General features: G+C 46.9%; 10 protein-coding genes. 4 read left to right on the plus strand and 6 right to left on the minus strand.

Going from position 1 to position 14937, the window contains the following annotated elements; genetic code table 11:
* Positions 1-94 precede the first annotated feature (94 nt).
* The 4 genes from ftcD to hutI all read left to right on the plus strand — a co-directional run bounded on the left by ftcD (position 95) and on the right by hutI (position 6694).
* Complete coding sequence (gene ftcD / locus HMPREF1254_RS08685) at positions 95-1798, plus strand: glutamate formimidoyltransferase (protein WP_023058256.1); 1704 nt, start codon at positions 95-97, stop codon at positions 1796-1798.
* Between the two features lie 19 nt (positions 1799-1817).
* Complete coding sequence (locus HMPREF1254_RS08690; protein WP_023058246.1) at positions 1818-3815, plus strand: urocanate hydratase; 1998 nt, start codon at positions 1818-1820, stop codon at positions 3813-3815.
* An 82-nt stretch (positions 3816-3897) separates the two neighbouring features.
* Positions 3898-5373, plus strand: coding sequence for a histidine ammonia-lyase (gene hutH / locus HMPREF1254_RS08695; RefSeq protein ID WP_023058278.1), 1476 nt, complete (start codon positions 3898-3900; stop codon positions 5371-5373).
* A 58-nt stretch (positions 5374-5431) separates the two neighbouring features.
* On the plus strand, positions 5432-6694 hold the full coding sequence (gene hutI / locus HMPREF1254_RS08700) for an imidazolonepropionase (protein ID WP_023058258.1): 1263 nt from the start codon (positions 5432-5434) through the stop codon (positions 6692-6694).
* A gap of 178 nt (positions 6695-6872) precedes the next feature.
* On the opposite strand, the gene HMPREF1254_RS08705 is transcribed toward hutI, so the two are convergent.
* Genes HMPREF1254_RS08705 through HMPREF1254_RS08730 form a run of 6 tightly spaced genes read right to left on the minus strand, consistent with a single transcriptional unit; the run spans position 6873 to position 14263 of the window.
* Positions 6873-8867 (minus strand): fructose-bisphosphatase class III, encoded by a 1995-nt coding sequence (locus HMPREF1254_RS08705; RefSeq protein ID WP_023058301.1) that lies wholly within the window; start codon positions 8865-8867, stop codon positions 6873-6875.
* A gap of 29 nt (positions 8868-8896) precedes the next feature.
* Positions 8897-9724: a glycosyltransferase gene (locus HMPREF1254_RS08710; RefSeq protein ID WP_036879583.1), complete on the minus strand. Its 828-nt coding sequence runs from the start codon at positions 9722-9724 to the stop codon at positions 8897-8899.
* A 2-nt stretch (positions 9725-9726) separates the two neighbouring features.
* Positions 9727-10941 (minus strand): glycosyltransferase, encoded by a 1215-nt coding sequence (locus HMPREF1254_RS08715; protein WP_231385841.1) that lies wholly within the window; start codon positions 10939-10941, stop codon positions 9727-9729.
* 37 nt (positions 10942-10978) lie between these two features.
* Positions 10979-12136, minus strand: a complete 1158-nt coding sequence (gene lysA / locus HMPREF1254_RS08720) for a diaminopimelate decarboxylase (protein ID WP_023058305.1) — start codon at positions 12134-12136, stop codon at positions 10979-10981.
* A 9-nt stretch (positions 12137-12145) separates the two neighbouring features.
* Positions 12146-13483, minus strand: coding sequence for an aspartate kinase (locus HMPREF1254_RS08725; protein ID WP_036873830.1), 1338 nt, complete (start codon positions 13481-13483; stop codon positions 12146-12148).
* Between the two features lie 39 nt (positions 13484-13522).
* Positions 13523-14263: a cell division ATP-binding protein FtsE gene (locus HMPREF1254_RS08730; RefSeq protein WP_023058315.1), complete on the minus strand. Its 741-nt coding sequence runs from the start codon at positions 14261-14263 to the stop codon at positions 13523-13525.
* Positions 14264-14937 lie beyond the last annotated feature (674 nt).

The following is a 14937-nucleotide window of genomic DNA, read 5'->3' on the forward strand; positions in this document are numbered from 1 at the left end:
CATCCTTTAGATGTATTTTTCTTGTAGGTTTATGCCTTTTTTTATACCTTTACCACATTAAACGAAAAACAACTTAAACCTAATCATATTAAAAATGACAGAAAAACAACAAATCGTAGAGTGCGTCCCTAATTTTAGCGAGGGTCGCAACATGCATGTAATCAAGCAAATTACAGATGAGATTGAGCGCGTGAAGGGTGTTAAACTTTTAGATGTAGACCCGGGTGAGGCTACCAATAGAACGGTGGTGACGTTTGTCGGTTCGCCCGATAATGTATTAGAAGCTGCATTCCAAGCCGTGAAAAAGGCAGCCCAGCTCATTGATATGCGCAATCACCATGGAGCGCATCCACGAATGGGTGCCACAGATGTTTGTCCACTCATCCCAGTGGCTGGCATTACATTGGAAGAATGTGCAAAACTCGCACAGCAGTTGGCAGAGCGAATCGCCAACGAACTCAACGTACCTTGTTATTGTTACGAGGCTGCAGCACGGACGCCAGAGCGTAAGAACTTGGCTGTTTGTCGTGCAGGAGAATACGAGGCACTGCCAGAGAAGATGAATGACCCTGCCAAGGCACCCGACTTTGGGGCTCGCCCCTTTGACGAAGGTGTGGCACGCACAGGATGTACTGCCGTAGGCGCACGTGACTTTCTGATTGCTACCAACTTCAACCTCAATACAACCTCTACACGTCGCGCCAATGCCATTGCCTTTGACGTGCGTGAGAAGGGACGTCCACGCCGTGAGGGCAACTCTCCTGTGGGTAAGCCCATGAAGGATGAGCAGGGCAAAACCATCATGATACCGGGTACCTTGAAAGGAACAAAGGCGATAGGGTGGTATATTGACGAATACGCCATTGCGCAAGTGTCTATGAATATCACGGATATCAACGCCACTCCATTGCACGTTGCCTTTGATGAGGTTTGCCGTTGTGCGCAGAACCGAGGCATCCGTGTCACGGGAACAGAGATAGTAGGACTGGTTCCAAAGCGAACATTGATAGATGCAGGCAAGTACTTCTTGCGGAAACAGAACCGCTCTACTGGTATTCCAGAAGAGGATATCTTGACCATCGCTATTAAGTCGTTGGGATTAGACGACCTCAAACCATTCAATCCTCGTGAGAAGGTCATTGAATACCTGTTGGAGGACGATAACAAGAAAGCCAAACTGATAGACCTTACCGTGAAGGAGTTTGCCGACGAGACTTCGCGCGAGTCTCCCGCTCCCGGTGGTGGAACCATCTCCGCTTATATGGGTGCATTAGGTGCTACCTTAGGAACGATGGTTGCCAACCTGTCAAGTCACAAGGCAGGATGGGATGATCGCTGGGAAGAGTTCAGCAACTGGGCAGACAAAGGACAGGAAATCAAGGTAGAGCTGATGCACCTTGTCGACGAGGATACTGAGGCTTTCAACCGCATCATGGCTGCCTTTGGCTTGCCCAAGAAGACGGACGAAGACAAAGCAGCCCGTTCTGCAGCAATTCAGGAAGCTACTCTTTATGCCACACAGGTACCTCTGCACACTATGAAGGCTGCCTATAAAGTGTTTGAACTCTGTAAGGCGATGGCACAAGAAGGCAACCCCAACAGCGTTTCGGATGCTGGTGTGGGCGTGTTGGCTGCCCGTGCTGCCGTTTTAGGAGCAGGACTCAATGTCAAGATTAACGCCTCTGGACTGAAAAATCGCGAGGTAGCCGACCAGTTGGTGGGCGAGGCTAACCAACTCATTGACAAGGCAAACCAAGCCGAAGTAGAGATTATGAAAATAGTAGAAAGTAAATTATAAGACCTTAAAGATAAAGAAAATGACGCACGAAGAATTCATGGCGGACATTCGGGCAGGTATTCCTAACACCTTACCCGATCCACAACCGTATGACCATACGGTGCACCATGCACCTAAGAGAAAAGACATTCTTACACCAGAAGAAAAGAAGTTGGCATTGCGCAACGCACTGCGTTACTTCCCAAAGAAGTTTCATGCCACATTGGCACCTGAGTTTTTGGACGAGTTGAAGACTTATGGACGTATCTATATGTATCGCTTCCGTCCTACGTATGATATGCACGCTCGTCACATTGACGAATATCCACACAAATGCAAGCAGGCTGCCGCTATCATGATGATGATACAAAACAACTTGGATAGGGCAGTAGCGCAACATCCACACGAACTGATTACCTACGGAGGCAACGGTGCCGTGTTCCAAAACTGGGCGCAGTATCGACTTGTGATGAAGTATCTCAGCGAGATGACAGACGAGCAGACATTGGTGATGTACTCTGGTCATCCGCTTGGTTTGTTCCCTTCGCATAAGGATGCACCACGGGTGGTGGTGACGAACGGTATGGTGATTCCCAATTACTCTAAGCAGGACGATTGGGAGAGAGACAATGCACTCGGTGTGAGTCAGTACGGACAGATGACCGCAGGCTCGTATATGTATATTGGTCCACAGGGAATTGTGCATGGCACTACCATTACTGTGCTCAATGCAGCACGCAAGGTAGGTGGCGACAACATGAAACTGTTTGTCACGGCAGGTCTTGGTGGCATGTCGGGCGCACAGCCAAAGGCTGGTAACATCGCTGGCGTGGTGAGTGTGACTGCTGAAATCAACCCCTTGGCTGCTAACAAACGTTACGAACAAGGATGGGTAGATGAGCTACACGACAATCTTGACGAACTGATACCTGCTATCCGAAAAGCTGTCGAAGAGAAGCGTGTGGTGTCCATGGCTTATGTGGGTAACATCGTTGACCTGTGGGAACGCCTTGCCGAAGAGAACATCCGTGTAGACTTGGGTAGCGACCAAACATCTTTGCACAACCCTTGGGCAGGTGGTTATTATCCAGTAGGCATGAGCTTGGAGGAGTCTAATCGCATGATGGCGGAAGCTCCTGAGCAGTTCAAGGAAAAGGTTCGGGCGTCATTGCGCCGACAGGTAGACGCTATCAACAAGCTCACCGCAAAGGGAATGTACTTCTTCGATTACGGCAATGCCTTCCTCTTGGAGGCAAGTCGTGCAGGTGCTGACATCCTTCGTGAGGACGGTAAGTTCCGCTACCCTTCGTATGTGCAGGATATCATGGGACCGATGTTCTTCGATTATGGTTTCGGTCCATTCCGTTGGGTATGCTCATCGTGCGACCCGAAGGATTTGGAGGTAACCGACCGCTTGGCAACTGAGGTGCTGGAAGAAATGAGGAAAACTGCCACCAAAGATATTATCGGTCAGTTGGATGACAACATCCACTGGATTAAGGAAGCTGGCAAGAATCATTTGGTTGTAGGCTCTCAGGCGCGCATCCTCTATGCTGACAGTGTGGGCAGAACCAAGATAGCGTTGGCATTCAACGAAGCAGTGCGCAAAGGCGAAATCAGTCAGCCCGTTGTCCTTGGTCGTGATCATCACGATGTCTCTGGTACGGACTCTCCTTTCCGTGAAACCAGTAATATCTACGACGGTTCGCAATTCTGTGCCGACATGGCAATACAAAATGTCATCGGCGATGCTTTCCGTGGTGCCACATGGGTGTCTATTCACAACGGTGGCGGCGTAGGCTGGGGCGAAGTCATCAATGGAGGCTTTGGTATGGTGGTCGATGGCAGCGATGATGCAAATCGCCACATCCGTGAGATGCTTCTGTGGGATGTCAACAACGGTATCGCACGCCGTAGCTGGGCTCGCAACAAGGGTTCTATCGATGCCATTAAGCGTGAAATGGAACGCACTCCCGGCTTGAAGGTAACCTTACCCAACTTCGTGGATGATAGCGAAATAGAGAAACTTAACTTCTAAATCAACGTCAAGTCGCAATGCTTCACGCTAAACACTTCTTTGAGCGAGAGGCGTTGCGACTTGGCACATTAACAATCACACTATGATACACAAAATTAGCGCAGCACACCTCACGATTGAGGAGGTGGGAGCGATTTTAGAAAACCATGCTACTTTAGAATTATCTGATGACGCACGTCAACGAATTGTGCGCTGTCGCAAATATTTAGACAAGAAAATTGCCGAGTCGGACGTTCCTATCTATGGCGTTACCACAGGCTTCGGTTCATTGTGCAACGTGTCGGTAGACAAAGACAGGCTGGCTCAGTTGCAAGTAAACCTCATCATGTCGCACGCTTGCGGCGTGGGCAGCAGGGTGCCAAATGACATTGTAAAGATTATGCTCTTCCTCAAAGCGCAGTCTTTGAGTTATGGCTATTCTGGCTGTCAGGTAGAGACGGTTGAGCGATTGATCGACTTCTTCAACAATGATATTTATCCCGTGGTCTATACGCAAGGTTCACTGGGCGCATCGGGCGATCTTGTTCCGTTGGCTCACCTTTGCTTGCCACTGTTAGGAATGGGCGAGGTAGAGTATAAAGGTGAACGAATGAGCGGCAAGGCGCTATTGCAAAAGATGAACTGGGAACCCATACAGTTGGCTTCCAAAGAAGGACTTGCCATGCTCAACGGTACGCAGAACATGAATGCTTATGCCGTTTGGGCAGTGTTGCAGAGCGAGCGTCTCTGTGATTGGGCAGACAAGATTGGCGTAATGTCATTGGAAGCCTACGACGGACGTATCGAACCGTTCACGCATGCCGTGCATGCTGTACGTCCACACAAGGGACAGATAGACACCGCTACACATATTCGGGAGCTGTTAGAGGGCAGCGAACTCATCAAGCAACCTAAGGTGAACGTGCAAGATCCCTATTCGTTCCGTTGCATGCCACAGGTGCATGGCGCATCGAAAGACACGTTGGCTTATGTGCGATCGGTCATTGAAATAGAGTTGAATGCGGCAACCGACAACCCAACTGTTTGTCCTGACGACGATTTGGTGATCTCTGCAGGCAACTTCCATGGCGAACCTATCGCCCAACCTATGGACTTTTTGGCAATTGCACTGTGTGAATTGAGCAACATCTCCGAGCGACGAATCTATAAGTTGATTTCGGGTACGCGCAATCTGCCCAGCTTCTTGGTGGCAAAGCCCGGTCTTAACAGTGGGTTCATGATACCCCAATATGCCGCTGCTTCTATTGTCAGTCAAAGCAAGATGTACTGCACGCCAGCCTCGGTCGACAGCATTCCGTCGTCGCAGGGGCAGGAAGACCATGTAAGTATGGGTGCCAATGCAGCCACAAAGTTGTATCAGGTAGTGCTCAACACTGAGCGAGTGTTAGCTATCGAGCTGTTCAATGCCGCCCAAGCCCTCGAGTTCCGTCGCCCATTGAAGTCGTCGCCAGCCATTGAGGCTATCTATGCGGCTTATCGCAAGGTGGTACCATTCATCGCAAACGATGAGTTTATGTCGCCACACATTGCGCAATCGGTAGAATTTTTAAGGAAATAAATCATCAATCCCACTCTCTTCGGACAGGAGGAGTGGGATTTTCATTTTGTTACATGATATGAAACTTTTAGTAACCAACATTGCTTTTCTGGCAGGCATCCAACCCACAGACAAGCTACGACTGGAGGGTAAGGAGATGGCGCGGCTCGAAACGATAGCAAATGCCTTTCTCTATGTCGTGGACGGGCGCATCCATTCGTATGGTGCCATGAGCGATTTAGCGAAATGCAGCCTTCCTTCTGATGTACAGCAGATAGATGCCAAAGGCGGAAGTGTGCTGCCCTCGTGGTGCGATTCGCACACCCACATTGTCTTTGCAGGGAGTCGTGAGCAGGAGTTTGTGGACAAGATACGTGGCTTGAGCTATGCCGAAATCGCCAAAAGGGGCGGTGGCATCCTCAATTCTGCCGACAAGTTGCACGATATGTCCGAAGACGAACTGTACCAACATGCGATGCGTCGTGTAGACGAAGTCATCCGAAAAGGAACGGGGTGCATAGAAATCAAGAGTGGATACGGTTTGAACACCGCTGACGAACTAAAGATGTTACGCGTCATCAAGCGCATCAAAGAGACGACATCGCTTAAAGTCGTTGCCACTTTCTTGGGTGCACATGCCGTTTCGCGCGAATATGCAGGCAGACAAAGTGAATATGTCAACTTGGTGATCCGTGAGATGATTCCTGCTGTAGCCAAAGAAAACTTGGCAGAATATATTGATGTGTTCTGCGATACGGGGTTCTTTACGCCCGAAGAGACCGCACGTATTCTTGAAGCAGGAGCAAAATATGGCATGCGAGGCAAGATACATGCCGACGAGTTGGCGTCCTCTGGTGGGGTAGAGGTAGGAGTTAGACACAATGCCCTATCGGTAGACCATCTCGAGAGTATGACCGCAGAAACGATAGAGACACTACGTGGCAGCGAAACCATGCCAACCGCCCTTCCCGGTACATCGTTCTTCCTGAATATGCCGTTTGCGTTGGGGCGCAAAGTCATTGATGAGGGGTTGCCTCTGGCGGTGGCAAGCGACTACAATCCGGGGTCAACACCATCTGGAGACATGAAGTTTGTCATTTCCTTGGCGTGCATCAAGATGCGTCTCTTACCAGCAGAAGCCATCAATGCAGGTACCATGAACAGTGCGTATGCCATGGGATTGAGCAAGGATTACGGTTCTATCACGAAGGGAAAGGTTGCGAATTTTTACATCACGAAGCCCATCCCGTCGGTTGACTTTATTCCTTATGCTTACACCACGCCAATTGTGGACAGAATATTTTTGCGGGGCGAGGAGTATATTCCACAAACAGAGTTGTAGAAAACAGGCAGATGTTCTGGATTCAAACCAGTTCGTTTGTTTTCTTCTCCGTTCCCCTTTCTTTAATCGAGTAGGTTGGGAAACGAAAGTTTTCTAACCAACTTTCGGCATGACATGCCCGTCATACCGAAAAAACGCTCAACCTTATTGTTGTTGAGCGTTTTTGTGTAGGGTCGTGTTATTTTCGCATCTGAGGATCTCTCTCTTTTAAGAACCCATGTCGGTAGGCATACAATAGCGCTTCAAGATCTTTGACTTGCTGCTTAATCTCTTTTCCTTTGTCCGTGTCAGAAACCAGCATACGGTGGCTGCTCATTTCCACAATCTGTGTGGTGCTTACGATGTCGGTACCCTGTAAGATAGCATCGTTGGTGCTGGTGAAAGGTTCGTGCTGAACAAGCTGCAGGCCACGGCTGTGATAAACCAGCGTATAGCCAGCGATACCCGTTTCCTTGTGATAGGCTTGTGAGAATCCTCCGTCGATGACAATCAACTTACCATTCGCCTTGATGGGGTTTTCTCCCTTCGTAACATGCACTGGGACATGCCCGTTGATGATGTGTCTGTTCTCGCCCGTCACGCCAAAAGCATCTAAAATGCGGTCGGCTGTTGTTTCTTGGTCACGCAATTTAAAGTAGTTGCCCTTCTCTTCATGGTGCGTCTCTTTGTCGGCGATGAAGTATCGTTCGAAGGTAGACATCTTTGATTTGTTAAACAAAGGACTGTCCGGTCCGCACCACAGGTAAGTAAAGTAGTCGATGGCGTATTCCCGTTCTTCTTTACATGTGTCATTCTGGAATGCCGCACGAATCATCATACCCGTGTTGTGCATCAGTTCTTTACCAGCGTATTTCTTACCTGGATATATTTCTACCTCCTTCAAAGAACCATCTTCGTTCAATGGAATGGAAGCATGGAAGAGCAGGTTGCCATTGTAGACACCATACATACAGCCATGTTGCAGCAAGAGTTTGATGTGCTTGTGCAGCTTTTCACTCACCATGAAAGAATGGTTCAGTCGGTTCATTAAGTCTTGTTCCTCGGGAGTCAACTCATTAGGATGCTTCGGATCGACGGTAGGAAAGTTGTTTCCATGCAGCGGATATTCTTTTCCATCCAGCAGAATGGTTCCTTTTTCATAATCAATATTGTTGAACAGTGCACGGTTTTGCATCTTCCATTCCGGATGTTTCTCAAACAGTTTGCCCTCTTCCTTGAATTGAATGATGGCAATGGCCTTGTGCATCAGCGCTGTGAGGCGGAGCGTCTTCTCGTCCATCTCTTTCGATCCGCTCATGACGCGCGGGTAAAACTCCTCACAAGGATCGTCCCCATACGTCTCAAGGGCAAAGGTTGCCAAGGGCACCAGGTTGATACCGTAGCCTTCTTCCAGTGTAACGAGGTTGGCATACCGTAGTGAAAGACGGATGACGCTGCAGATACAAGCATTGTTTCCGGCGCTGGCTCCCATCCAGATAATGTCGTGGTTTCCCCATTGAATGTCCCAATTGTGATACTTTTCCATGAAGTCCAGGATGATGTGTGCACCAGGTCCTCGGTCGTAGATGTCGCCAAGGATGTGCAGTTGGTCGATGACCAGTCGCTGGATGACATTGGCCAAGGCGATAATGAAATCGTCAGCCCTGCCAGTAGAGATGATGGTTTCGATAATGACTTTATAATAAGCAATCTTGTCATCCTCCTGTGAATCTTCGTGCAGCAGCTCTTGTATGATGTAACTAAACTCCTTTGGCAGCGCCTTACGAACCTTGGAGCGCGTATATTTGCTCGAAACATCCCTGCATACCTTCACCAATTGATAGAGCGTAATGTGGTACCAGTCGTGGATATCCTTTTCTGTAGCTTTCACCAGTTCGAGTTTTTGCTCGGGATAATAGATAAGTGTGCACAGCTCGCATTTCTCGCTTTCACGAAGTGAGTTGCCGAAAAGCTCGTTCACCTTGCGCTTGATGTTGCCTGACGCGTTCTTCAATACATGTTGAAAAGCTTCGTCTTCTCCATGAATGTCTGCCATGAAATGCTCAGTTCCCTTTGGCAGATGGAGAATGGCTTGCAGGTTGATAATCTCTGTACTTGCATCAGCTATGGTTGGAAACGATAATGATAACAAATCTAAGTATCGCAAATCTTGTTCAATTTCCTCATGTTTCATATTCATCATCTGTTTTTATCTTTCGTTCATTATATATTGCTTGTTGTGTTGATGGCCTCTCTTATTCTTTGAGTTTGTTTGTCATTCAGTAGGTCTAACGGCATGAAGCCTTCTGTAAGCTGGTAATCTTCACTCAAAACCTGCATGATACGAGCCGCAAATTGTTCTTCGTTCAGTTGCTCCAGCATGTCGTTGAGTACGTCTTCATCGTATTCCAAATTGTTCAGCGTATCGTTCAGTTCCTTCAACGTCTGCTTCTTGATGTTGCGACGGTGATATTGATAACGCAGATAAAGAAGGGCATGGCAAACCTTTTTTTCAGGACTGTCGTCATTGGGAAAGATGTTTAATTTCTCTTGGATGCGTTGGTGTGTCAGCCGGTCGTGTGCATCGAGGGTTTCTTGATACAGCTTCATCGTTTCATGAGCCATCGCTTCTGGCGAAATCATGGAAGTAGTCACGGCATTGGGTATGACGTGAATTTGCTCATTCCATTTCCTCTTTTCCATTTCCTGCTTTTCAATTCCTCCCCAAACGATGAGAGCAGAAGCCCGTTGGGTTGCTTGTTTCTGAGCAGATGTCTGCAATGTTTGGGTGGGAGTCGGGTGCTTGGGGAAATGCCACGGAGCCAGTTGCCCTAAGGGCGACAAGACTGTTGGAATTAATAATCTGTGGCATTGTTCCAATTTCTTATGAGCCGTAGCATCCCAAGCCCCAAAAACATGCACGATATCGGGGAACTCATGGGACAGCTCTATCTCGTCGTATCTTTGAAGATACTGTTGAAGCATCGACAGATGAGCTTGATAGTCGGGACTGCCCGCTGTCTTCCTGGCCATGTATAGTTCTACTCTCATCACTATAGTTTATGGCTGGTGAAATCGTTTTTGTCTGCTCTGACGTATCTCAAATGATAAGATAGATTTCTCCACATCATGCTGATTTCAAAAGGTATGACTTTCCAAAGTGCGATGTCGCCCAAGAAATATGTAAGCGTTCTCTTGGCGAATCGTACACGCAGGATGACTGTAAGGAGCAAAGAAACCCCGGCTGTCACGAGTAGCGTATAATTCATGAGTACACCACCATATACCATCATGGCCAAGATGAATAGGTAGGAAGTATGCAAGAGTATCGTATCCAGATTGAACAGCATGCGCATGGGCGTTGACCGGTTGAGGTATTTGCGTGTTTCTTGATAGAAAAGATGCTTGTTGAGCCATTTCTTTTGCAGTGGTTCGTCTTCTATGATCCAGGCATCTCGCTCCATCATGAGTGCGGATGAGCCTTTTTCCGCATATTTGTTGATGATGAAATCGTATTCACCGCGTAGCAGGTGAAGGTTGCCCCGATAGCCTTCTCCTTGTAGAAACATACTTTTTCGAAACGCCAAATTGGCAGAGTTGGTGCGATAGGCAGTAGCGTTCTCCGCGTTCCTCATAAGGTATAGTTCTGTATACAGCTGCTCAAGTCGGCGGAAGTCAGCCGTTTCAGCCGTATAGTTGCTATACCCCAGCACCAGTTTGTTGTTCTCATTGCAAGCCTTCGACATGCATTGCAACCAGTAAGGAGATGCGGGTGTACAACCGGCATCGGTCATGATGATCCATTCATACTTTGCCGCCTTTACTCCAAGGGTGACAGCCAACTTCTTTTTACTCATGTAGCGTGAGGATGAAGGGATGAACGTTGCGTAAAGATGCGAATCGTTTTCATACCGCTTCAATACGTCTTCCGTCTCGCTGTCACCTTGCTCGGCTACGACAACGACCTGAAAATCGTTGTCAAACTCTTGTGAAAGAAATGAAGATAGGTGCATCTCCAGCTCCTTGGCTTGGTCGTGTACGGTAAGCAGTATGGTGATGGGAACTGATGTTTTCGCAGGGATTGAGCAAGCTTTTGATGGTTCTCTGGCAGAGTTCTCTTCTTGAAAGCTGTTCAAAGCAGCAGATTCTTTCTCCTCGAAGTCAGAGGATTGAAGCCTCTTCACGATTTTCCTGAACCGGTAGAAGGGAGAACAAAAAGGAGCAATCACTGCAAGCAGCAGGGTGATAGAGCTGAGTATGATGGTCAACTGGTCAAAAAACATAGACACGAATGATTCTACAATATTATAAATCCTCTGTTAAATAACCTTCGGGTAGTTTCCTACAATTGTATTGGCTGGCCATCACTTCGCCGTAAGCGCCGGCAGACCGGATGGCCAACAGGTCGCCGCGATGACATTGGTTCAATTCAATGGCTTTGGCAAACACGTCACTCGACTCGCATATTGGCCCCACCACGTCATAGATTTCATAAGCGTCATTGCTGGAAAGATTCTCTATCTGGTGCCGCGATTGATACAGAGCGGGTCTGATGAGGTCAGTCATACCAGCGTCAACGATACAAAACTTCTTGCGTACGCCTTGTTTGACATACAGCACTTTGGTGATTAAACTTCCACATTGTGCGACGACAGAGCGTCCAAGTTCGAAGTGTAAAGTTTGATGTGGGTACAACTTCAAGTGCTGGGCGTATGTCTGAAAATATGCTTTGAAATCAGGAACGGGTTGCTGGTCAGGATGTTCGTAGTTCACACCCAATCCTCCGCCAACGTTAATGCTTTCAACATGAACATGATGTTGATGCAGTTTTTCCTGCAATTCATTGATTCGATCGCACAAAGAAACGAAGTCACGCATGTCAAGAATTTGTGAACCGATATGAAAATGTAGGCCGGTAAACATCACATTCTTCATCCGCAAACACGCCTCAAGGGCCGTTTCCATCTCACACAGGGCAATACCAAACTTGTTTTCGGCCAGTCCTGTCGTGATGTTCGCATGGGTATGAGCTTCCACGTCAGGGTTGATTCGCAAGGCAATGCGTGCAATTTTACCTTTCTTCTCAGCAATCTCGTTGATAACTTCAAGCTCGGCAATGCTCTCAACGTTGAAGCAAAGAATCTCTTGGTCAATGCCCAAAGCGATTTCCCAGTCACTTTTGCCAACACCAGCATAAACTATCTTGTTGGGTGAGAAGCCTGCATCAATGGCAGCCTGAATCTCTCCACCACTCACGCAGTCGGCCTCTAATCCAGCCTGACTGATGATGTTGAGTAGCTTTGCGTTGGCATTTGCCTTGATGGCATAGTGAACTTGGAAACGTTCATACTGCTCAATTTCAGTCTTGATGGCCTGAATCGTTTCTTTCAGCAAAGCCGTGTCATAGTAATAGAACGGCGTTTGCTTGGTGCTAAGTTTGTCTAATGAAACCAACTGATGCATACCTTCCCGTTAATTACCGTTCGTACAGGTTGTTTCAAACAGCAGGTCACTCAAACTTTGCAATGCTCGCTTCTTGTCAGCATCCCTTACCAAGAAAGAAATGTTATAATTGCTGCCACCATAGGAAATCATGCGAACCGGAATATCCTTCATGGCATCCAAGGCAAGTGTTTCGAATCCAACATTGCTCCAGTCTAAATCACCAACGACGCAGATGATGCACATGTCGGTATCAACGGTCACAGTACCGTATTTTTTCAATTCATCAACGATTTCATCCAGATGCGTCGCGTTGTCAATGCTCATGGACAAGCCCACCTCGCTGGTAGCAATCATATCAATGGGTGTTTGATAGCTTTCAAAAATCTCAAACACTTTTCTCAGGAATCCAGTCGCAAGCAACATCCTGGACGATTTGATTTTGATGGCAACGATGTTGTCTTTGGCCGCAACTGCTTTGATTTTTCCACGAACTATCACGTTGTCAATGAGGGTGCCGTATGCATCGGGCTCCATCGTATTCTTCAACCGGACGGGAATGCCTGCGTATTTGGCAGGCTGGATACAAGTAGGGTGGAGGATTTTGGCTCCAAAGTAGGCCAGCTCGGCAGCTTCTTCAAAGTTGAGTTGATGCACGGCATCGGTCTTGTCAACAATGCGTGGGTCGTTGTTGTGCATGCCGTCGATATCGGTCCAGATGACAATTTCTTCAGCGTTGAGTGCAGCTCCAATCAAAGAAGCCGTGTAGTCGGAACCGCCACGCAGTAGGTTGTCTACCTCTCCATAAGCATTTCGGCAGATAAAACCTTGGGTGATATAAATCTGATAGCCCTCATTGTCAGCCATGATGGCGGAGAGTTTTTCCTTGATGTAGGGTGGGTCTGGTTCTGCATTCTTGTCTGTTCTCATAAAATCCAAAGCCGAGAGAAGAACTGCATGAACACCCTGTTCCTGCAAATAGTTTACCACCATGTTGGTGCTCATGATTTCGCCTTGTGCTACAATGCACTTCTCTTCGAACGATGTAAAAAGATCTTTGGTAAACGAGCGAAGATATTCGAATTCGCTTGCCAGGAACTGGCGGGTTTTTGCCTTGTATTCATCCGTCGCATACAACTCTTCTACGTGCTGCATGTATTTCTCTTCCAATGTGTTGATTACCTCATTGGCACCTTCCGGATTCTTCTTGTAGAGATAATCGGCTATCTCTATCAGCGTATTGGTAGTGCCGGCCATGGCCGACAGGACAACAAATGTCTGCTCGCCTGACCGTGTTACGAGTGAAGCTACATTCTTCATTCGTTCTGGAGAACCTACAGAGGTTCCCCCAAATTTCATCACCTTCATCATGATTATATTTACTTTGCTTCGTATAAGAATTGTCTATCACTCAACCGATGGACATGATTGCGAGTCGCTCTCGGCTTCTTCTTGCAAGTCTATTTTGTTGTATTCGTTCGTAATGTCTTTGATGCGCCCATCTTTGCAACGATACACAATACCAGGGAATTTGTCTAACATGGGGATGTTGTGTGTGGACATCACCACAGCAGTTCCCGTTTGGGTAATGTCTTTCAGTAGCTTCACGATGTGACTTGCCGTTTCGGGATCCAAATTACCGGTAGGCTCGTCGGCGATGATAATCTTCGGCTTGTTCAACAAAGCTCTCGCAATGGCTATACGTTGCTGCTCACCGCCAGAGAGTTCGTAAGGCATCTTGTGCTTCTTCTCAATCATACCCACATCATTGAGTACTTCATCAATTCGCTGGTTGATCTCGTTCTTGTCTTTCCATCCAGTGGCTTTCAAGACGAAATACAAGTTTTTGTAAACATCCCGGTCATGAAGAAGCTGGAAATCTTGAAAGATAATCCCCATTTCTTTTCTCAACGCAGGCACTTCGTTGCGTTTTACCTTTGTGATATCTCTATCAAGGATTTCGGCTTTTGTATCTGAATCGCCTTCGATATCCAATTCGCAATACATGGTTTTAAGCAGCGAACTCTTGCCAGAACCTACCTTCCCGATGATATAGATAAACTCTCCTTCGTCTACTTTGAAGTCAACGTCCTGTAAGATGTGATTGTCTGCTTGAAATATTTGAACTTTTTGATAATCTACTAACATATCTGATTTTTCCTTTTGATGATTTTGTTTAATGCCTGTTGGGGTATGCCACAGCCAAGAATGGTTGTCCTACAATTGAGGTCGTTGTTGGTCTTCTTACTTTTAAACGAAACATTTTATACGCTTGAAGTATGATGCAAATTTAGGCAATTTTTCCGAATTATGCACCTCTCGGGGTGGAAAAGAGTTGGTTGGCGTACATGGCTCTATTATTTAACCATGTTGCTTTTCGTTTTTTGTTATTTAATCGAACGGGTGGTTCACCTGTGAAATGTCTTCTGTCGCAACGTCTTTTTAACACAAATGCTGGACGTTTTTTCAACCAACTTGTTCGAGTGTTGTAAATAAGCGCATTATGGTAGAGTTTTGTTATCTGTTTGACTGTTAGTATCTTATGCGATTTTTAGTCCCAAAGTGAAATCAAAAAGCAATGTGTTTGGGGCATAAAACGCTCTATTTTGTGTAAAAAAGACCTTTTATAGGATTGAGATTGGGCGGCTAAAGCATGCAAATTGGACGGTAAAAGCATGCTAATTGCTGATTAATTCCATGTGAATAGGGTACAACATGATGCGTTTAAGGGTTTGAATACCTAAAATAACTCCCAATTTTGTCTATTTTTCAATTTTATTTTGTCAAAGAAAACGAATCGGTTTAACAAATGAAAGGTTTGT

The organism is Prevotella sp. BV3P1, from assembly GCF_000479005.1.
Taxonomy (GTDB): domain Bacteria; phylum Bacteroidota; class Bacteroidia; order Bacteroidales; family Bacteroidaceae; genus Prevotella.

Bases quoted from the DNA above. Each gene is read 5' to 3' on its own strand.
- ftcD (WP_023058256.1), top strand. From the start codon at position 95: ATGACAGAAAAACAACAAATCGTAGAGTGCGTCCCTAATTTTAGCGAG.
- HMPREF1254_RS08690 (WP_023058246.1), top strand. From the start codon at position 1,818: ATGACGCACGAAGAATTCATGGCGGACATTCGGGCAGGTATTCCTAAC.
- hutH (WP_023058278.1), top strand. From the start codon at position 3,898: ATGATACACAAAATTAGCGCAGCACACCTCACGATTGAGGAGGTGGGA.
- hutI (WP_023058258.1), top strand. From the start codon at position 5,432: ATGAAACTTTTAGTAACCAACATTGCTTTTCTGGCAGGCATCCAACCC.
- HMPREF1254_RS08705 (WP_023058301.1), bottom strand. From the start codon at position 8,867: ATGAAACATGAGGAAATTGAACAAGATTTGCGATACTTAGATTTGTTA.
- HMPREF1254_RS08710 (WP_036879583.1), bottom strand. From the start codon at position 9,724: ATGAGAGTAGAACTATACATGGCCAGGAAGACAGCGGGCAGTCCCGAC.
- lysA (WP_023058305.1), bottom strand. From the start codon at position 12,136: ATGCATCAGTTGGTTTCATTAGACAAACTTAGCACCAAGCAAACGCCG.
- HMPREF1254_RS08725 (WP_036873830.1), bottom strand. From the start codon at position 13,483: ATGAAGGTGATGAAATTTGGGGGAACCTCTGTAGGTTCTCCAGAACGA.
- HMPREF1254_RS08730 (WP_023058315.1), bottom strand. From the start codon at position 14,263: ATGTTAGTAGATTATCAAAAAGTTCAAATATTTCAAGCAGACAATCAC.